Genomic DNA, 19,769 nt, shown 5'->3' with positions numbered 1-19,769 from the left:
AGCGCGAATGCGCTTTCCCGCGTCGGTGCAAGCGCAAGAATGCGAGGCGCGACGCGAAACCCGGTTTGCCTCCCACACCAGATTAAGAGTTCAGGAAAGATCAAATGGCTATTGTTGAGGTCAAGGTTCCGCAGTTTTCGGAGTCGGTTTCGGAAGGTACGATGCTTCAGTGGAAGAAGAAGCCGGGCGAAGCCGTGACGCGCGACGAGATTCTCGTCGAGATCGAAACGGATAAGGTCGTGCTCGAAGTGCCGGCGCCGGATTCGGGCGTGCTGGCCGAAGTCATCGTTGCCGACGGCGAAGTGGTCGCATCCGAGCAACTGCTCGCGAAGATCGACACGGAAGGCAAGGCAGGCGCCGCCGCCGCCCCGGCCGCCGCTGCCGCTCCCGCCGCTGCTCCGGCCGCGGCAGCGCCCGCCGCAGCCGCAAGCGCCACGGCGTCGTCGACCGTCGCTTCGCCGGCAGCCGGCAAGCTGATGGCCGAAAAGAACCTCGCGGCCGATCAAGTGCAAGGCACCGGCCGCGACGGCCGCATCACGAAGGGCGACGTGCTGTCGGCAGGCGCCCCTGCCGCACGCGCGCCCGCCGCCGCACCGGCCGCGAAGCCGGCCAAGCCGTCGCTGCCCGACGTGAAAGCACCGGCTTCGGCCGAATCGTGGCTGCAAAACCGCCCGGAACAGCGCGTACCGATGTCGCGTCTGCGTGCGCGTATCGCCGAGCGTCTGCTCGAATCGCAACAGACGAACGCCATCCTCACGACGTTCAACGAAGTGAACATGGCCCCGGTCATGGACTTGCGCAACAAGTACAAGGACAAGTTCGAGAAGGAGCACGGCGTCAAGCTCGGCTTCATGTCGTTCTTCGTCAAGGCCGCGGTGCACGCACTGAAGAAGTTCCCGCTCGTGAACGCGTCGATCGACGGTAACGACATCGTCTATCACGGCTACTTCGACATCGGTATCGCCGTCGGCTCGCCGCGCGGCCTCGTCGTGCCGATCCTGCGCAACGCCGATCAAATGTCGCTCGCCGACATCGAAAAGAAGATCGCCGAGTTCGGTCAGAAGGCCAAGGACGGCAAGCTGTCGATCGAAGAAATGACGGGCGGTACGTTCTCGATCTCGAACGGCGGCGTGTTCGGTTCGATGCTGTCGACGCCGATCATCAACCCGCCGCAGTCGGCCATTCTGGGCGTGCACGCGACGAAGGAGCGCCCGGTCGTCGAAAACGGTCAGATCGTCATCCGCCCGATGAACTATCTCGCCCTGTCGTACGACCACCGGATCATCGACGGCCGCGAAGCCGTTCTGTCGCTCGTCGCTATGAAGGATGCGCTCGAAGATCCGGCGCGCCTGCTGCTCGACCTGTAATGTCGCTCGCGCTCGCTTACGGCGGGCGAGCGTCTCAATCGCAATGACCGAAACCGCGGCGGCGCGCGTTTAAGCGCCGCGCCGCCGCGCAATCAAAAGGATTGTCATGTCTCAAGAATTTGACGTCGTCGTGATCGGCGCGGGCCCGGGCGGCTATATCGCCGCGATCCGTGCGGCGCAGCTCGGCAAGACCGTCGCGTGTATCGAGAAGTGGAAGAACCCGGCCGGCGCCTTGAAGCTCGGCGGCACGTGCTTGAACGTGGGCTGCATTCCGTCGAAGGCGCTGCTCGCCTCGTCGGAGGAGTTCGAAAACGCATCGCATCATCTCGACGTGCACGGCATTAGCGTGGGCGACGTGAAGATGGACGTCACGAAGATGATGGCGCGCAAGGACGGCATCGTCGAAAAGATGACGGGCGGCATCGAGTACCTGTTCAAGAAGAACAAGATCACGTGGCTCAAGGGGCACGGCAAGTTCGTCGGCAAGAACGACGGCGGCGTGCAAATCGAAGTCAGCGGCGAAGGCGAGATGCAAGTCGTCTCGGCCAAGAATGTCATCATCGCCACGGGCTCGAAGGCGCGTCATCTGCCGAACATCCCCGTCGACAACAAGATCGTTGCCGATAACGAAGGCGCGCTCGCATTCGACGCTGTGCCCAAGAAGCTCGCCGTCATCGGCGCGGGCGTGATCGGCCTCGAACTCGGTTCGGTTTGGCGTCGCCTCGGCGCCGAAGTGACGGTGCTGGAAGCGCTGCCCGCGTTCCTCGGTGCAGCCGACGAAGCGCTGGCCAAGGAAGCCGCGAAGGTCTTCAAGAAGCAAGGCCTCGACATTCACCTCGGCGTGAGCATCGGCGAAGTCAAGGCATCCAAGGACGGCGTGAGCATCGCCTACAAGGATAAGGACGGCAACGCGCAGACGCTCGACGCCGACCGCCTGATCGTGTCGGTAGGCCGCGTGCCGAACACCGATAACCTCGGTCTCGAATCGATCGGCCTGAAGGCGAACGAACGCGGCTTCATCGACGTCGACGATCACTGCCGCACGAGCGTGCCGAACGTCTACGCGATCGGCGACGTCGTCCGTGGTCCGATGCTCGCGCACAAGGCTGAAGACGAAGGCGTGCTGGTGGCCGAAGTCATCGACGGTCAAAAGCCGCACATCGATTACAACTGCATTCCTTGGGTCATCTACACCGAGCCTGAAATCGCTTGGGTGGGTAAGACGGAGCAGCAGTTGAAGGCCGAAGGCCGCGAGATCAAGAAGGGGCAGTTCCCGTTCTCGATCAACGGCCGCGCGCTCGGTATCGCGAAGTCGGACGGCTTCGTCAAGATGATCGCCGATGCGAAGACGGACGAATTGCTCGGCGTGCATATCATTGCCGCGAACGCGTCGGATCTGATCGCCGAAGCCGTCGTGGCGATGGAGTTCAAGGCTGCGTCGGAAGACATCGGCCGCATCTGCCATCCGCACCCGTCGCTGTCCGAAGTGATGCGCGAAGCGGCGCTCGACGTCGACAAACGCTCGCTCAATAAGTAACGCTCACGCGCCGGCTAGGGGCTTCCCGATTGGCCGGCAGCGAGACGCCACGATGAAGGCGGGCAGGGCAGACCCCTCCCGCCTTCTTCTTTTTGTGTTTGCACGATGAACGTCATCGAATACTACGAGCACGAGCTCAAGACGCGCGGTTACGCTTCGGACGCGGCGCAGCGCGCGGCCGTCGATCGGCTCCAGCAGTGCTACGAGGAGTGGATTGCCTACAAGGCGCGTCGCTCGTCGGCGTTGCGCAAGCTGATCGTCCATCCGCAGTTGCCGCGCGGTGTTTATATGTGGGGCGGGGTCGGCCGCGGCAAGAGCTTTCTGATGGATAGCTTTTACGCGGTCGTGCCGGTACAGCGCAAGACACGTATTCACTTTCACGAATTCATGCGTGACGTGCATCGCGTGCTCGAAGAGCTCAAGGGCCAAGCCGATCCGCTCGACGAACTCGCGCGCCGGATGGCCAAGCGTTATCGGTTGATCTGCTTCGACGAATTCCATGTGTCCGATATCGCGGACGCGATGATTTTGTATCGCTTGCTCGACCGGCTTTTCACGAACGGCGTGCAGTTCGTGATGACGTCCAACTACGATCCCGACACGCTCTACCCGGAGGGGTTGCATCGGGATCGTCTGCTGCCCGCGATCGAGCTGATCAAGTCCAAGCTCGACGTGCTGAACGTCGACGCGGGCGTCGATTATCGTCAGCGCACGCTCGCGCAGGTGAATGTCTACCACACGCCGCTCGGTGCGCAGGCCGATCGCGAACTCCGCGCAGCCTATGCGCAACTGGTCGCGGTGCCCGACGAGAGCCCGTTACTACATATCGAAAAGCGCGAGATCAAAGCGCTGCGGCGCGCCGACGGCGTCGTCTGGTTCGATTTCGCGACGCTCTGCGGCGGGCCGCGTTCGCAAAACGACTATCTCGAATTGGCGACGCGGTTTCACACGGTCATTCTCTCGGACGTGCCGCAAATGTCGCCTCGGATGGCCTCCGAGGCACGCCGCTTCACGTGGCTCGTCGACGTCTTCTACGACCACAAGGTCAAGCTGCTGATGTCGGCGGCCGTGCGCGCGGAAGCGCTGTACACGGAAGGCCCCATGGCGGGTGAGTTCGGCCGGACGGTCTCGCGTCTCGTGGAGATGCGGTCGAAGGAATATCTGGAGACGCCACGTAGGATCGTCGATGCGACGCTGACCTAACGTCATCGTGCCGCGCGCTGAACTTTCGGAGTATTCCGATAGGCAGCGCAAGCGCGACGGCATATCGTGCCTTTTCCTCGTTTTGAGAAGGAGGCGCGAATGAGCCCATATTGCGACATTACCGACGAACAATGGGCGCGCATCGTGCCGCTCTTCCCGGAACTCTGCTCTCGCGGGCGAGTCCGGGGGCGTCCCGTGACCGATACACGCGCGGTGCTGAACGGCGTGCTATGGGTGATTTATAGCAACGCGGCATGGGCTTCGTTACCCAAGCGCTACCCCGCATATCAAACCTGCCACCGGCGCTTCATGACCTGGTATGCAGCCGGTATTTTCAAGCAGGTTTTGCTGCGGTTATACGGCGATACCGGGGCGGCGCTATGCGACACGATCAAAGCACGCATGCGCGAGAAGCGTGCCGCCAAGCCGCGCACGGCTCCCTCGCCGGCATTCGTCACCGTGGATTTACCGAGGCTGACTTATCTCGCTTCGCTGCGGCGGGCCGCTTAGGCGGTGTCGATGCGGGCCGCTCATGCGACCCGGCATGAACGCTTAGGCGCGCGCGGCGGCGCCTAAGTGCGCTCGATACGTTAGTTCTTCGCTTGGGCGGAGTCCTGGCGCACCCAGGTCTGCGAGCGGCCGAGCAACGAGATGCCGATGTAGCCGCGCACGACGAGCTTTTGTCCGCCGTTCTCGAGGTGCATGTTGCACTTGTAGACCTTGCCGTTTTCCGGGTCGAGGATGCTGCCGCCGTCCCACTTGTCGCCGTCCTGCTTCATGCTCTTGATGATCGTCATCCCGAGGACCGGTTGGTCCTTGCGCTCGTCGGTGCAAGCCGTGCACAGTTTGCCCGGTTTGTCGTGAGGATCGAGGCCCTTGATGACCTTGCCGCTCAGCGAGCCGTCATCGCCTTGCGCGATTTGCACGAGCGCCTTCGGTTGATGCGTGCTGTCGTCGATCGTCTGCCACACGCCGACGGGCGTATCGGTTCCTTGCGCGAATGCGGTGGCGGCCCCGGCCAACAAAGCACCGGCAACGGTGGCGCGTTTGATAGCGTGCCAGGCCGTCCGTTTGGCTTGCTGCGAGAAGTGCGTCATGTGTTCCTCCTGGTGATGAACCGTCTGTCGTTCGATGCGCGGCGGCGAGCCGCGTCTTCTCGGAATCCTTTGAGGATACGCGCGAAAAGTGTAGGTCAATTGATAGTGGTACCTCTAATCAGAAGGGCTGGCGGTATCTCGTTCACTCAATAGAGTTGGTACGAGAACGTCGCATTCAAACGCGGACTGCGCGATGGACTTTCGATCGGTGCATCGCCCACGGCCTTGGCGAGTGAGAGATCCAAGCTGTAATGCTTGTTGTCGGTGACGCGAAAACCGAACGCGACCGAGGCGAGTTTGTTCGGCGCGCTCGTACCCGTGTGCAGGTAGACGCGCGCCATATCGCACGCAACATATGGCGTAAACGTCTGCATATAGCGTGCGCCGACGGCGATCGCGCGATCGATCTCGAACGAGGCGCCGAAACCCGAATCGCCCGACGCTTCTCCGGGCTCGTAACCCAATGCAAAGCGTTGGGCGCCGAAAGCGATCTGCTCCGAGGTCGGCAGCGAATCCGCGCTGTACTGACCGGTGAAGGCAATCGTGGTCGCAAGCTTGAAAGGCCAATCGTTCGTTTGCGAGAAGCTCGCGCCCGTTCGAAGAAACGTCAACGAGGCGGGATTGATCTGCACTACGCCAGGAACGTTCGTGTCGGCGGCTTTCGATGCGCCAAGCAGATCGTATGCCTTCGCCATGTTCAAACTCGCGCGGCGGTGGGCATCGACATAGTCGAGTTGAACCTGTACGACGCGAACCTGCGAGCGCAATGAAATCGCTGCCCCTGTCAGCGTGTTTTCGTAACTGTTCTCATCGTGCGAGGCATACGCCGAGAGCGTGCCGAGGATGCTGCGCGCATTGCTCAGATAGAGCGGGTAGGCCGCCGAGAGGCCGATCTTGTCGTTGACCACCGTGCGTTTCACGTAGGACGGCAGCCCCGGGTTGTCGACGGGGTTGCCGTGGTAGTGCGAAGCGCCCAGCTTCGCGATAAGACCTTCGGCGCCGATCGGCAGCGCGCCGTTGGCGGCGTAATAGGTCTGGTTGTCGCGTCCCTTCGGGACGAGCGTGGAGACGCTGATGTCCTCGCCGAGCGAGGCGAGGCCGTTCTCCGTGACGGTGACGAGCCCTTGCACGCCCGGGTGGTGGAAGTCGATGCCGGTGGCCACGTTAAACGGCTTGCGATCGACGCTCAAATCGAGCGAAGTCGCGCCGTCGGTGGATGTCGGCGGCTGGACCGTGGCTGCGATTTTCAAGCCGGGCAACAGGCCAAGCGCGTTGACGTACCGTTCGAACGTGGCGCGTTTCAGAGGACGCTCGCCAACGATGTGAGCGGCGATTTCGCGGATCTTATGCTCCGTGCGGCCGGGATTGCCTGTGACGCGCACTTTCGATACGAATCCCTCCACGACAGCGATGCGTACGACACCGCCCGCGAACGTTTGAGCGGGAACGAACGCGAACGACAGCGCATAGCCGCGGCTTTGATAAAGGCGCGTGACGTCGTCTGCCGCCGCGACGAGCTGTCCGATCGTGATGTCCTTGCCCACGAGCGGTGAGAAATGACGTGCGACGTCGGCAAAGGCGATCGCCTTGACACCCTCGATTTGAAACGTGGCCGGTGTCAGGTGTGTGTCGAGCAGTCGCTGCATCTGCTCGGCGTTCGGGGCGATATGTACGCTGACGTTCGGCGCCGGGCTAGGCGTTTGAATTCGAGGAAGCGCTTCGAGCGGGTTGCCGCTCGCAGAAGACCTCGTCTGCGCGATAGCCGAGGCGCTTGTCGCGGCGGCAAGCGCGAGCCAAAGCCATTGGTTCGGTATCCTAATCATTATTCTGTCCTCGTCGGCCGGGCGATGGGCGAGCCTGATCGGATCGCCTCTTTCGTTTGCTTCTTGTCTCCTGCGCGCCGGTGAGCGGTCGCGCCGCGCGGGCCACTCCTTCGGCCCGCGTGTCGATGCGATCGTTACGGCAGCTTGCCGGCGAGCGGGAGTCCTCCGCCGAGCAGCGAGCCCAAGCCGGAGCCGGCGGGCGTGGCCGAGCCCGCCGAGCCTGTCGTGCCGCCGCCGGTGCTGCCTACCGAACTGAGCGCGCCCGTCAGCGATGACAACGGACCGGTGCTGGTGCCACCCGAGCCGAGCGCGCCCGTCAGAGAGGAGAGCGGGCTTGCGCCGCCGAGTGCACCCGTGAGTGAAGCGAGCGGGCCGCCGGCGCCGCTGCCGCCACCGCTGCCGGTGGACGGGCTGCCCGGTTGTACTGAGGTCGTGGAGCTGCCGACGAGGCTCGTGATCAGACCTGGAATCGGCGCCGCGCCGTTGGGGCCGTTTGCGTTGACGAGTCCGCCCGCATTGGCGACGGTGTTGCCGATACTCGAGACGAGGTGGCCGGCGTCCGCCGCCAATGGATTCGTGGAAGTACCGGCCACTTGCGTGCCGGCGCTTTGCACCGCTGCGCCGATTTGGCTGAGCGCCCCCGAAAGCGGTGCACCGATCCCGGTTGTCGCGCCGACGTTTTGCGTTTGCTGGCCGAGTGTGACGACCAGCGGCGTAATGGCCGAACTCAGGGGTTGCGTGACTTGCTGAACGGCAGACGAAGACAACGTATTCGCCAGTACTTGGCCGCCGGCGCTGACGCCGTTGGCGGCGGTATCGAGCGTGCTGGCCGCCGGCGTCGTGACCGGTGCGAGCGGGGCGAACGGCCCGGTGCCGAGCGCGTTCACGGTTGCGCCAACGCCTGCGATGACGCCGCTCGTCGCGCCGACGGTCGTGCCGAGTCCCGCCGCTGTCGTGCCGACCGGGTTCGACGTCGAGCCGATTTGGCCCAGACCGCTGCTTACCGCATTGGCTGCCGCATCGATGACGCCGCCCGTTGCCGACACCGTGCCGCCGACACCTTGCGTCAGCGCGGGGTTCACGCCCGGGACTGCCGTCGACGCAATGGTCCCGCCCAGATCGCTCGCGCTCGAGCCAAGTGTCGTCAATGCGCCCGAGGTGGCATTGGCCGTTGCGGGTGTCGGATTGGGGGAGGGCGTAGGCGTGACCGTGCCGCCGGCCGAGGCGGCGGCCGGCGGTGCCGTCAACCCGCTCCCTCCGCAAGCCGACAGCAAGTACGCGACGGCGAAAGCGGTGAACGGCGCGCGCAGCGTCGTTGCATTCGTACGGGCTGCTTCGATGATCAAGCGTTGCTGTTTCTTGGACATGATGGGCTCCTCGTGGACGGGGCGTTATTTCTTGGCGAGCGGCGCGGCCAGTCCGCTCGTGAGCGACGTGAGGCCGCTCAACGGATTAGAGGTGGTGGTGCCGCCGCTAGCGGCCCCGGTCAATGCGCCGGTGACGGTCGTGAGCAAACCGGTGACCGGTGCTAAGGGGTTGCTGCCGTTCGAACTCGCTCCGCTCGTTGCGCCGACGGCGCCCGTGACGGTCGAGACGAGCCCGGTGACCGGCGCCAGCGGGTTCCCGCTCGCACCGCCGCCCGTTGTACCGGCGCTGCCGGCCAGGCCGGATAGCGCGCCCGTGAGCGGCGCAAGCGGATTGCCGCTGCTCGTGCCGGTAACGAGCCCGCCGAGGCTCGTGGTTGCCCCCGCGCCGGACGTGAGGACATTGCCGATCCCGCTCGTTACGGGATTGCCTCCTGCCGAGGCGACGGCGGTGCCCGCTTGCTTGAGACCGCCGCTGACGGTGCCGAGCAGGCCGGCGAGCTGCGGACCTACGCCGGTCGTCATGCCGACGGTCTGTGTCGTTACGGCCAGCGTCGACGTGATCGGCACGATGGCCGTGCTGAGCGGTTGGGTGATCTGATGCACGGCGCCGCTCGCGAGCGTGCCGCCGAGCGTTGCGCCCCCGGCCGACACGGCATTGCCGAGCGTGCCAAGTGCTCCACCGAGCGGGGTGGTGAGAGGCGCTAGCGGAGAGAGCGGCCCGCTCGCGCCTAAGCTCGTCGTGAGCGTGCCTACGCTCGTGACGGCGTTGCCCGCCTGCGTGACGGCGGGCCCCGCGCTGACGAGCGTGGTGCCGATAGGATCGCTGGTCGCGCCGAGTTGACCGAGTCCTTGAGAGATACCGTTGCCGAGCGTAGATACCGCCGAGCCGACGCTTTGCACGACGGCGCCTGCCGCTTGCGTCGTTTGCGCATTTGTTCCGGGCAGCGTTTGTTGACCGACCGCGGCACCTAGGCTCGATATCGTCGAGCCTGTCGTGCTGACGATATCGCCGCCGCTCCCGAGCACTTGACCGACGGCGTTCGCCGTCACGCCCGTGCCGGTGCCGCCGGTGCTTCCGGTGCCGGTCCCCGCGCTCGCGCCGCTCGTTCCCGTCGAACCGCCGCTGCCCGACCCCGAGCCGCCGTTCGTTGCGCCGCCGCTCGAGGCGAGCGCGCCGCCCGATGTGCCGCCGGATCCGAGGCCCTGACTGAGCGTGCCCGATCCGCCGCACGCCGTGAGCGCCAACGTCGTCGCCACGGCTGCCGCTGCCCATGTCCTGCGTAAAACCCCGTCTCGTCTCTGTTTGTTCATTGCCGCTCCTCGCTGTGGTTTATCGGAATCGTTGCGGCGCAAGCTCTGCAATGGGCATGCCAACGCGAGGCCGCGTTGCGTTCGAGATCGTTAGGACTACGAGGGAATGTCGGTGCAGCAAAGGCTGGAAGGTGAATTCGATCTGCAAGGACGGACGGCAATGCGGCCAATCGCGCGACGAGCGATGAAACGATTAGGCGCGATAAGAGGCGGATGTAACGTAACGACGGTACCGGGTCGTTACCAGCGAGGCCGTAACGTGACACGGGCCGAAGGTCGAACTCGGAACCTCGACGCGGCGAATGAGGCAGACGACGAAAATTAGTAGACCTAATCTAAACTATCGTAAGCCCTAACTCAGAAGCGATCACAAGGCGCCGTCGATGAGGGTAGAGTCGCCCTGTAGTGAAAACGCATCGTCAACGCATCGGCTATAAGAGAAAAAACAGCGCCGATAAAAGACAGGAGGTCGCTATCGAGTCATCTCTTGCAGTTCATTACTAAAACGCACTGCCATAGTCGCATTGCGGGCGAACGGCATATCAGCGAAGCCACACCACGAAGCACACTTGAGTCGGGCAACGAAGCTTGCTCCGGCCTTTCGTTGCATGCCGGCGAGCGAATCCCGCGCGACGTTCGTCGATTTTTCGAGGGGCATCATGAACAAGCTCGTCAAGCGTTTCCTTATCGAAGACCGCGGCGTAACCGCCATCGAATATGCACTGATCGCCGGGCTCATCGCAGCCGCTATCGCCACGGTGGTCGGCTCCGTCAGCACGAATATCCAAGCGGTGTTCACCACCGTTGCCGCCGCTATCAAGACCTGATTGCGCTAGTTGTAACGAAATATTAAATAGCCGATTTACGCTTTTCTCGAGAGCGTTGGGAATGTGCTGATTGCTTCGGCAATCGGCAGGGATCGGTTCGGTCGTTTTAGGGCTTTTCGATAATACGCATGCTGCTTTCAAGCGCTGTATTTACCGTCTGGGCCGTGTTCGTCGCTTGGTTCGACTGCCGCGTACGCCGCGTGCCGAATGCGCTCGCCGCTGTCGGCGCCGTGGCCGCGTTCGTGTGCGCCGCGATGCACGTCGCGCCGCTTCAGCTCACGCCGGCCTCGGCCGCTTTCGGTGCGCTCGCGGGCTTCGTCGCGTTGCTACCGTTTTTCGTGCTTGGTGTCATGGGCGCCGCCGACGTGAAAGTGTTTGCCGTAGTCGGTGCCTGGTGCGGGGCCACGGCGTTGCTCGGCGTATGGGTGATCGCGAGTATCGCGTCGGCGTTGCACGTCGTCGCGCTGCTTGCCCACGCGCGGATGCGATCCGGCGCCGGCTCGCGTTGGGTGCCCTGGCCGGGCGGTCAGCCGACGTTCGCGATTGGGGCGCGCCGTGCAACGCCATACGCGGCGCTGCTCGTCGGCGCCGCATCGCTTCATCTACTGGGACGTGCGCTGACGGGAGCGATGCATTGAAGCGCATCGCTCGTTCGTCGCGCCAAGGTATGCGCTGCGCCGGCAGCGCGGCCGTGGAGTTCGCACTCGTGTTCCCGCTCTTGTTTTTGGCGTTGTACGGCATCGTGACGTACAGCGTGTTGTTCGTCGCCGAGCAGAACCTCACGCTAGCCGCCGAGGAGGGTGCGCGCGCGGCGCTCAATTATCAAAGCGCGACTAGTATCGCAGCGGCCTTGGCGGCACGCGGCAGCAACGCATGCATCGTGGCGAACGAATCGACCGGGTGGCTCGGCGCATACGCGCAGTGCGCCTCGCAGGTTCAAGGCTGTACCTATGACGGCGCGATGTCGTGCATGCGGATCACGCTCACCTACGATTACGCGAATCATCCGCTCGTGCCGAGACTGCCGCTCTTAAGTCTCGCTCTACCGCAAACGTTGTCTAGCGCGGCAACCGTTCAACTCGATCCGGAGAACGTGTTATGAACCATCGCCGATTGCGCATCCACAGCGGGCCGGGCGACGCGAGGCTCGCACTCAGCGTGAGAGCGAGGATCGGAGCATGAGGCATCTGAACATAACGAAGATGGCGGCGATCGCCTTGCTCGCAGCAGCGCTGCTGCTCGCGTTCTATGCATGGGCGCTGAGCCGGCGTCCGACTGCGGCGCCCACTGTCGTAAAGACTGCCGTCGCGCCCGTGACGTATCCCGTCGTGATCGCCACGCATGTGCTGCCGGCCGGTGCGCCGATCGCCGATGGGGATTTGCGTGTCGTCATGCTGCCGGTGCGTCCGAGCGGCGCCTTCGCCGAACCGTCTCTCGTTGCGCGGCGGGTGCCGCTCGCGGACATCGGTGCGAACGTGCCGGTACTCGAAGCTGCGTTGTCGTCGGGATTCGCGGAACAAGTTGCGCCGGGCGAGCGCGCCGTGGCTATCCATGTCGATGAGGCCAGCTCCGTCGGCGAGCGCGTACGCCCGGGTAACTTCGTCGATGTCTTCCTCACGCTCAAGCGCGATGGCATGGGTGCCGGGCCGCATGCCGAGATTGCTCAATCGCAAACTCGGTTGTTGCTTTCGCGCGTACGCGTACTCGCGTTCGGCACGACGGCGTCGGGCGCGGGCAATCCCTCGCAGTTCGGCGTAGGTGCCCGTACGGCGGTATTGGCCGTGCCGACAGCCGACGTCGACCGGCTTGCATTGGCCGATAGCGCGGGCCATGTCCTGCTGGCGCTGCGCAATCCTCGCGATGAGGAAAGCATCGCGCCTAATGGTTCGGGGCCCGGTGCGCTGCGCGTAAGTGCATTGCGCCGTACCGACGACGCGCCTTCCGCGCAGGCGGCCGCCGGTGTTTCGTTGAGCGAGCTCGCGCGCGAAACGGCTCCTGCGCGTGCACCCGCGTATGCCCATGCGACGCGAACCTATGCCGGCTTGGGCATCGAAGTGATACGAGGCGGCCAAGCGCAAACGCTCGGCAATTGATCGGCAACATAAAAGAGGCTTGAAGCGAGGGCCGTCGAATACATGGCGAAACAAACGGCGATGGTGAACTGGAGTGCGAGGGCACGTGTTTGGGCGTGCTGCGCCGCGCTCGTTTTATGCGGATTGCCGAACATGGCGGACGCGGCGAGCGATCGCGCACGCGCGCTCGAGCCGGCGGCGCCTTCGATCGTCACGATATCTGTTGGCGAGCAAAGACAAATCGAACCGGGGAAGCATCTGGCGCGCGTGGCGGTCGGCGATCCGGCCGTAGCCGACGTGCTCGTTATTCGCGATGGCGATGGGCATGGGGGTGTCCTCGCGATCGGCAAGGCGCCGGGGAGAACGAATCTGCTGCTCTGGGAACAAGGGCGCTCGACGCCGCGAACGTTTGCGCTCGTCGTCGAGCCCGGCGCAGCCGCGACGCTCGCTAGCAAGGACGCACCGAACGTAGAGACTTATGGTCGCGATGTCGTCGTCACGGGCAATACGCCGACGATGGAAACGCATCGGCGCGGCAGCGATCTCGCGCGGCTCGCGGCGAATGCGGCTGACCGCGCGGCTAGGCCGCATGGCGGCCGGCAAACGTCGGGGGAGGGGCTTGCCGGTGCGGGCCAGGGTAGCGTCGACGATGCGGGCGCGATCGTCGACGAGTCGACCGTGGGTACGCGTAGCGTCGTGCAAGTCGACGTACGCGTCGTCGAATTCAGCCGAACGGTGCTCAAACAAGCCGGCCTGAACCTGTTCAAGCAGAGCAACGGGTTTTCGTTCGGCACGTTCGGACCGTCGAGCTTGAACTCGGTCGCGGGCGGCGGCACCTCGAGCTTTCAGGTGACGAGTACGGCGCCGATCGCATCGGCATTCAATCTCGTGCTCAATTCGGCGGGGCGCGGCTTGTTTGCCGACTTAAGCCTCATGGAGAGCAACAACCTCGCACGCGTGCTGGCCGAGCCGACGCTCGTCGCGTTGTCGGGGCAGAGCGCGAGCTTTCTAGCGGGCGGCGAGATTCCGGTTCCGGTGCCGCAGGCGCTCGGTACGACGTCGATCGACTATAAGCCTTATGGGGTTGGCCTGACGCTCACCCCGACCGTGCTCAGTGCGCAGCGCATCGCATTGAAGGTTGCGCCGGAAGCCAGCCAACTCGATTTCCAAAATGCCGTGACGATCAATGGGGTATCGGTACCTGCGATCACGACGCGTCGCGCGGATACGACGGTGGAACTCGGCGATGGAGAAAGCTTCGTCATCGGCGGCCTCATCGATCGCGAAACGATGTCGAACGTCAGCAAGGTACCGTTGCTCGGTGACCTGCCCGTCATCGGCGCGTTCTTCAAGCAGTTGAACTATCAGCAAAACGACAAGGAGCTCGTGATCGTCGTCACGCCGCATCTGGTCTCGCCGCTCGCAAAGGATGCGCGATTGCCGTCGACACCCGGCGAGCGGTCGGAGCAACGCAACGGTTCGGTGTGGCGTTCGTATTTGGGCGGCGCGCTGTCGAGCGATGCCGGTCCCGGATTTTCGCGCTGAGATGCGCCGGCACGAGGCGAGCTTAGGAGAGCGGCATGAATGCAAGAGCCCCATCGTTAAGTGACGCGGATCGCACAACCGTTGAACAGTTCGTGTTCGCCTCGAACGACGAAAGCAGCCTGCGTTGGCTAAGCGATGCGTTGGCGGCGACGGGGGCGGTGCAACGTGCGACGCACGATCCGGCGTCGCTCGGGCAGCAGTTGTCGGCGCTACGGCCATCGCTCGTGTTCGTCGATTTCTCAGGAGTCCTAATCGATTCGGCGGCGCGAACGGTGCAGGTCGTGCGCGCGCTGGCGCCGCAAGTGCCAGTCATCGCGGTGGGCCGGCTGGCTCAGCCCGAGGGGGCGATCGCCGCGCTTCGCGCCGGCGTACACGATTTCGTCGACCTTGCCGGCGCGGCGCACGAGGCGGCGCGTATCGCCCGAGAAGCGCTCGAGAACATGGCGCAGGTCCCGGCGCGGCATGGCCGGCTGACGGCATTGCTCGGCGCGCGGATCGGTAGCGGAGTGTCCACGCTCGCGGCGCATTTGGGCGTGCTCCTGCAAAAGCGGGGTATGCCTGCGCAGCGACAAGCGGCACTCATCGATCTCGGCCTGCCGGCGGGCGACGGCCTGCTTTACTTGGACACGCGCAGCGAATTCGATTTCGTGGAGGCGGTGCGCAATTTGCGCCGTTTCGACGAGACCTTCGTGCATACGGCGCTGGCGCGCCACGGAAGCGGACTTGCGTTGACGGCGCTCGCACCTGATCTCGCGGCGCTAAGGACGGTGTCGTACGCCTCCGCCGGTGCGTTGCTTGCGCGCTTGCGTGCCTTCTTCGATCACCAGATCGTCGATCTCGGCGGCTTTTCGAACCTGGAGTTCGTCACGCAAGTGGCGCAGGCCGCCGACGAGGTTTGGCTCGTCTGCGATCCGGCGATCGCCTCCCTCGTGTCGGCTGTCGAGCTACTGCGGGAGCTCGCCGCAGCCCAGTTCGACACGGGGCGCATCGGCCTCGTCGTCACGAAATACGACGCGCGGCTCGGCTTGACGGCCGAGCAGATCGCGGCGCGGCTCAGCTTGCCGCTCGTCGGGACGCTGCCGTCGCGGCGCGTGCCGCTCGTGCAAGCGGCCAATCAAGGCAAGCTGCTGACCGATACGGCCGAGCGCGATCCCTATGCCCGCGCGGTCGAAGCGCTCGCCGAGCGCCTTGCGCTCATGCAAAGCGAGCGTGCGGACAGCCGCGTCGCGTCGCATGGCGAGCCGGCGGCGCCGACGGGATTCGAGCGATTCAAGCGATTCATCCACCTTCCACCGAAGCGGTCATAGACGATGCCAAACGACATCGAATTTGCCGACGATGCCTCCTCGTTCGCGCATACGCAGCAATTCCAGGACATCAAGAATGCGGCGCACGAGCATCTGCTCACGCGTATCGAGGAGCTCGGCGCGGAGTTTGGCCGCTGGTCGCGCGCGGCGATCAATCAGTTCGTCGATCTGGAAATGGACAGCTTCGTGCGATTGCGCCGAATACCGATCAACGAAAGCGAAGTGAGGCTGATCGCGCAAGCGCTCACCAAGGAGCTCGCGGGCTTCGGGCCGATCGAGGATCTGCTTGGCGATCCCGCGGTAGAAGACATCCTCGTCAACGGCTACCGCGACGTCTATGTATCGCGTCATGGGATCTTGGCGAAGATGCCGGTGCGCTTCGCCGACAATGCGCACTTGCTGCGTATCGTGCGGCGGATCCTCGCGCCGATCGGCCGTCGCTTGGACGAATCGAATCCGATGGTCGATGCGCGTCTGCCCGACGGCGGCCGCGTCAACGTCGTCATCGAGCCGCTCTCGATCGACGGTCCGGTCGTATCGATCCGCAAATTCCGCAAGGATCCGCTGCGGCCTTCCGATCTCTTGGAGAACGGGACCTACAACGCCGAAATCGGCGCGCTGCTCGAGGCGGCCGTGGCGGCGCGCTGCAACGTGCTCGTCTCGGGCGGCACGAGCTCCGGCAAGACGTCCTTGCTGAACGCGCTCGCGTTTCATATTCCCGAGCCCGAACGCGTCGTGACGATCGAGGATACGGCCGAGCTGTCGCTGAACCATCCGCACGTCGTACGTCTTGAGAGCCGGCCCGGAGGCTTCGACGGTTCGGGGCTCGTCACGATTCGCGATTTGCTGCGCAATACGCTGCGCATGCGGCCCGATCGGATCATCGTCGGCGAAGTGCGCGGTCCCGAAGTGCTCGAGATGCTGCAAGCGATGAACACGGGGCACGACGGCTCGATGGGCACGGTTCACGCCAGTTCGCCGCGCGAGTGTTTGTATCGGCTCGAGATGTTGGCGGGCTTTGCCGGATTCCAAGGAACGGAATCGAGCTTGCGGCGACAGATCGCGAACGCGATCGACTTCATCGTGCAGATCGGCCGTCTCTCCAATGGCCGGCGACGCATCTTGTCCGTCACCGAGGTCACAGGTCTCGCGGATACGATCATCGCCACGCAGGAGCTATATCGCTACGAACCCGTCGCGGGCGCGGACGGGGAGGAGCTGGATCACTGGGTATCGCTCGGCATCCATCCCCATTCGCCGAAGCTCGCACGCTTTAGAAGCGTGCTCGGTGCGCGCTTCGACGACGGCTTCTCTCAAGGCGGGTTCCGTGTCTAAGAGCGTTGCCATGCTGCTCGCGATGGCGTTCGCATGCGCGGCGTTTGCGCTCGTGTTGTGGCAGCGCGCCGCGCGCGGCCAACGTCGGGGCAGCGTCGAGCGTTTCGTCGAGCGCCGGGTGGTCGCATCCGGCATCGGCGCGATGAACGGCCCATCGACGAGCGGGCGCGCGCAGGGCTCGCGGCCGGGGCCCGCGCCATCGCGAGCGGGCAAAGCGGGGCCTTCGTCGGCGCCAGGCGAGCGATCGAGGCAAGAGGGCGCGGCGCGCTTCGCGCAGGCGCTCGAACATCTTGGCGTGCGGGCGGGGCTCTCCAGCGCGGGCAAGCCTTTGCTGTTCACGTCGTTGGCCGTCGTCCTCGGTGTCGTATGGATCGGGATGCGTACGAGCGTCGTGGCGGCCTGCGCAGCGGCGGTCGCGTCGGCAGCGGCGGTGGCGCTCGTCGTAACGGCTCGCGCGCAACGGCGGCGGCTCGCCATCGTTACGCAACTACCCGCGTTTCTCGACGGCATCGTGCGCCTCGTCACGCTCGGCAACAGCGTGCCGGCCGCGTTTCAGGCCGCGCTGCAAACCACCGAGGCGCCGTTGCGCGAATGCTTGGATCATGTCTCGCGCATGATGCGCGCGGGGGTAGAGATCGATCGCGCATTGGCGCACGTGGCCATCGTCTACCGAGCGCGCGAATTCGAATTCGTCGGCGCGGTTTTGCGCTTGTCGGTCAAGTATGGCGGACGAGCCGATGTGATGCTCGAACGAATGTCGGCGTTCATGCGCGATCTTGAACAGGCCGAGCGAGAGTTATCGGCGATGTCGGCGGAGACCCGGCTTTCGGCTTGGGTACTCGTCGCGCTGCCGCTTTTGATCGGGGGTTTTTTGATCGCGACGAATCCCGCCTACTTTCAGGCGATGTGGGGCGATGCGACTGGGCGCCGGCTCATCTGCCTCGCGTTCGGCTTGCAAGCCGTCGGCGGTTACCTGTTGTACCGCATGACGCGGCTGAGGGCTTGATCGATGCAAGGCGATCGAATCGTGGCATTGGCGCTTGCGCTGGGCGCGCTCGGATGTGTTTTGCTGGCTTACGTCGCGCTCGCGCGTCTGAAAGCCGCGAGGCGCGGGGCGCAAGCGCTCGAAAGCGCACTCGAGCGACGCGCGGCGCTGGCCGCCGGGTCTGCTTACGCGGGTGCGCACGAGGCGGCGCGCATGCCGTTGCCCACCGCGCTCGATGGCGCGATTGCGCAGGCTCGGTACATGGCGCCCCCAAAGACGGGCCAGCGCAGCGCGCCGAACGTCAAGGCGCCGCCCCGGGCGTTCGCGGGCCGCCTAGCGGTATGGCGCGCACGTTGCGGGGAGGCCGGTTCGCGTTGGCTCGATACGCCGCTCGGCAGGCAAATCGTCGCGGCCGAAGACCGGCGTCTCATCGAGCAGTGCGGCTTCGTCGACGCCAACGCGCGCGGGCTCTTCCTGCTGTCGCGTCTTGCTTGCGCGCTCGCGGCGCCGCCGATTGCGACCTGGGTCTGGGGGACTAGCGTACCGGGGGCGTACCGCCTGGCGTTCGTCGTTGCGGCATTCGTCATTGGGTTCATGCTGCCTAAGTTCGCGCTTGGGCGACGCGCGGCGCAACGTCGCGGCGCGGTCGCGGACGAAATGCCGGTCCTCGTCGATTTGCTGCGCTTGCTGCAAGGCGTGGGGTTGTCGCTCGACCAGAGCTTGCAGGTCATGATCAACGATTTTCGCGCGATGCTGCCGGTGCTTGGCGGGGAGCTCGAGTTAGCGCAGCGGCAATTCGCAGCCGGGCGTACGCGCGAGCAATCGCTGCAACGCTTGGCGAGCAGTTTCGACAACGAGGATCTGCGCGCGGTGGTACGGCTGATGATCCAAGTCGATCGCCATGGCGGAGCGGTGCAAGAGCCGCTCAAGCAGTTCGGCGATCGCTTGCGCGATACGCGGCGTGCAAGATTGCGCGAAAAGATAGGACAACTAACGGTCAAGATGACGGGCGTCATGATCTTGACGCTGTTGCCCGCGTTGTTGATCGTGACGGCGGGCCCGGGCTTGCTGGCCGTCATTCGATCGCTGGCCGGCGTGCATCGATGACACGCGCATATTCAGCTCCCCATTTGACCGCGAGATGGACGATTCGATGAACCCACCGATGCCTGAGTTACCGATGACGCGCGCGGCGCGGGCAGCTTCGTGCTATCGCCTCGTGCCGGCGCTTGTACTCGCGTTCTCGTGCGCCGCATGTGCTTTCAAACCATCCGGCTACGGCGTCCCCGCGCAGGCGGAGAGGGCGGCGGCGCAGGCCGCGGCGGAAAAAGATCCGGCGCCCGATACCCCGGGCATGTACCTCGCCCTCATCGATCGGATGCAGCGCCAAGGACTGTATTACGCCTCGTTGGCCCATATCGATGCGTACGAAAAGCAATACGGCACGACCCCCGATTCGACGTTGCTGCGTGCGCAGGCGCTGCGTGAAACGGGGCAAAGCGCAGCGAGTGCCAAGGCCTACCGGGCTTTACTGCCGACACCGCTCGCGGCGAGCGGCTATCGCGGGCTCGGCCTACTTGCCGGCGCCGACGGGGACTTTGGCGGCGCGTGCCGTGCGCTCGGGCAAGCAGCCGTGCTCGCGCCGACCGATGCGGTCACGTTATCCGACCTCGGTTATGCGCGGCTGCGCGAGGGCGACGTTGCGGGCGCGCGCGTGCCGCTGCTACAGGCCGCGGAGCTCGATCCGAGTAGCGCCCGGATTCAGGCGAACGTCGTCCTGCTATTGATGTCGCAAGGCCGTGCGAAGGAAGCCCGCGCGCTGATGGACGAAAAGCAATTCACGACGGCCGTGCGTTCGGCCCTGCGCGACGACGCAAGGAAAGTCGCCCAAGCGGCGCGCGCCCGCAAGCTCGATTCTGCATCGGCGGGCGCCCCGTCGGACGGGCGAACGCTATCCGGTCGCAGCGATCAATGAGCGATGCGCAATGAAGGA

Annotated in this window: 18 protein-coding genes; 14 read left to right on the top strand and 4 right to left on the bottom strand. The window is 64.7% G+C overall.

Annotation, left to right across the window (positions count from 1 at the left end):
• The first annotated feature begins 104 nt into the window (after nucleotides 1-104).
• The 4 genes from odhB to AB1286_RS03860 all read left to right on the top strand — a co-directional run bounded on the left by odhB (nucleotide 105) and on the right by AB1286_RS03860 (nucleotide 4,617).
• On the top strand, nucleotides 105-1,367 hold the full coding sequence (odhB, locus tag AB1286_RS03875; protein WP_430362020.1) for a 2-oxoglutarate dehydrogenase complex dihydrolipoyllysine-residue succinyltransferase: 1,263 nt from the start codon (nucleotides 105-107) through the stop codon (nucleotides 1,365-1,367).
• Between the two features lie 106 nt (nucleotides 1,368-1,473).
• Nucleotides 1,474-2,904 (top strand): dihydrolipoyl dehydrogenase, encoded by a 1,431-nt coding sequence (lpdA, locus tag AB1286_RS03870; protein ID WP_430362019.1) that lies wholly within the window; start codon nucleotides 1,474-1,476, stop codon nucleotides 2,902-2,904.
• A gap of 105 nt (nucleotides 2,905-3,009) precedes the next feature.
• Complete coding sequence (zapE, locus tag AB1286_RS03865; RefSeq protein ID WP_430362018.1) at nucleotides 3,010-4,107, top strand: cell division protein ZapE; 1,098 nt, start codon at nucleotides 3,010-3,012, stop codon at nucleotides 4,105-4,107.
• A 99-nt stretch (nucleotides 4,108-4,206) separates the two neighbouring features.
• Nucleotides 4,207-4,617, top strand: a complete 411-nt coding sequence (locus AB1286_RS03860; protein WP_430362017.1) for a transposase — start codon at nucleotides 4,207-4,209, stop codon at nucleotides 4,615-4,617.
• 80 nt (nucleotides 4,618-4,697) lie between these two features.
• Here AB1286_RS03860 and AB1286_RS03855 read toward each other — a convergent pair whose 3' ends face one another.
• The 4 genes from AB1286_RS03855 to AB1286_RS03840 form a co-directional block, all read right to left on the bottom strand.
• Nucleotides 4,698-5,204 (bottom strand): DUF2147 domain-containing protein, encoded by a 507-nt coding sequence (locus tag AB1286_RS03855; RefSeq protein WP_430362016.1) that lies wholly within the window; start codon nucleotides 5,202-5,204, stop codon nucleotides 4,698-4,700.
• A gap of 146 nt (nucleotides 5,205-5,350) precedes the next feature.
• Entirely contained in the window at nucleotides 5,351-7,027 is a 1,677-nt protein-coding gene (locus AB1286_RS03850; protein WP_430362015.1) for a ShlB/FhaC/HecB family hemolysin secretion/activation protein, read from the bottom strand.
• Between the two features lie 134 nt (nucleotides 7,028-7,161).
• Nucleotides 7,162-8,394 carry a collagen-like triple helix repeat-containing protein gene (locus AB1286_RS03845; protein WP_430362014.1) on the bottom strand — a complete coding sequence of 411 codons (1,233 nt, stop codon included), beginning with the start codon at nucleotides 8,392-8,394 and terminating at the stop codon, nucleotides 7,162-7,164.
• 24 nt (nucleotides 8,395-8,418) lie between these two features.
• On the bottom strand, nucleotides 8,419-9,705 hold the full coding sequence (locus tag AB1286_RS03840; protein WP_430362013.1) for a collagen-like triple helix repeat-containing protein: 1,287 nt from the start codon (nucleotides 9,703-9,705) through the stop codon (nucleotides 8,419-8,421).
• A 659-nt stretch (nucleotides 9,706-10,364) separates the two neighbouring features.
• Between AB1286_RS03840 and AB1286_RS03835 the strand changes: the two genes are divergently transcribed.
• The 10 genes from AB1286_RS03835 to AB1286_RS03790 all read left to right on the top strand — a co-directional run bounded on the left by AB1286_RS03835 (nucleotide 10,365) and on the right by AB1286_RS03790 (nucleotide 19,751).
• The gene (locus AB1286_RS03835) at nucleotides 10,365-10,532 is read left to right on the top strand and encodes a Flp family type IVb pilin (RefSeq protein WP_102646698.1); all 168 of its coding nucleotides are present in this window, start codon (nucleotides 10,365-10,367) and stop codon (nucleotides 10,530-10,532) included.
• Between the two features lie 128 nt (nucleotides 10,533-10,660).
• Nucleotides 10,661-11,170, top strand: a complete 510-nt coding sequence (locus tag AB1286_RS03830) for an A24 family peptidase (RefSeq protein WP_430362012.1) — start codon at nucleotides 10,661-10,663, stop codon at nucleotides 11,168-11,170.
• Nucleotides 11,167-11,634, top strand: a complete 468-nt coding sequence (locus tag AB1286_RS03825) for a TadE family protein (protein ID WP_430362011.1) — start codon at nucleotides 11,167-11,169, stop codon at nucleotides 11,632-11,634. Before AB1286_RS03830 ends, AB1286_RS03825 begins: the two co-directional genes overlap by 4 nt.
• Before the next feature lie 76 nt (nucleotides 11,635-11,710).
• Nucleotides 11,711-12,625 carry a Flp pilus assembly protein CpaB gene (cpaB, locus tag AB1286_RS03820; RefSeq protein WP_430362010.1) on the top strand — a complete coding sequence of 305 codons (915 nt, stop codon included), beginning with the start codon at nucleotides 11,711-11,713 and terminating at the stop codon, nucleotides 12,623-12,625.
• Between the two features lie 132 nt (nucleotides 12,626-12,757).
• Entirely contained in the window at nucleotides 12,758-14,149 is a 1,392-nt protein-coding gene (locus tag AB1286_RS03815) for a type II and III secretion system protein family protein (RefSeq protein ID WP_430364978.1), read from the top strand.
• 35 nt (nucleotides 14,150-14,184) lie between these two features.
• Entirely contained in the window at nucleotides 14,185-15,456 is a 1,272-nt protein-coding gene (locus tag AB1286_RS03810; protein ID WP_430362009.1) for a fimbrial protein, read from the top strand.
• 3 nt (nucleotides 15,457-15,459) lie between these two features.
• Nucleotides 15,460-16,791 carry a CpaF family protein gene (locus AB1286_RS03805; RefSeq protein ID WP_430362008.1) on the top strand — a complete coding sequence of 444 codons (1,332 nt, stop codon included), beginning with the start codon at nucleotides 15,460-15,462 and terminating at the stop codon, nucleotides 16,789-16,791.
• A complete protein-coding gene (locus AB1286_RS03800) occupies nucleotides 16,784-17,797 on the top strand; it encodes a type II secretion system F family protein (RefSeq protein ID WP_430362007.1) in 1,014 nt (337 codons plus the stop codon). Before AB1286_RS03805 ends, AB1286_RS03800 begins: the two co-directional genes overlap by 8 nt.
• Before the next feature lie 3 nt (nucleotides 17,798-17,800).
• Nucleotides 17,801-18,883: a type II secretion system F family protein gene (locus AB1286_RS03795; protein WP_430362006.1), complete on the top strand. Its 1,083-nt coding sequence runs from the start codon at nucleotides 17,801-17,803 to the stop codon at nucleotides 18,881-18,883.
• Nucleotides 18,884-18,929: 46 nt separating this feature from the next.
• A complete protein-coding gene (locus AB1286_RS03790; protein ID WP_430362005.1) occupies nucleotides 18,930-19,751 on the top strand; it encodes a pilus assembly protein in 822 nt (273 codons plus the stop codon).
• Nucleotides 19,752-19,769: the final 18 nt, after the last annotated feature.

The sequence above is a fragment of the Trinickia sp. NRRL B-1857 genome, assembly GCF_050470685.1.
Taxonomy (GTDB): domain Bacteria; phylum Pseudomonadota; class Gammaproteobacteria; order Burkholderiales; family Burkholderiaceae; genus Trinickia.
Note: the sequence above shows the minus strand (reverse complement) of the source record. Positions and strands in the feature narration are given on the sequence as shown.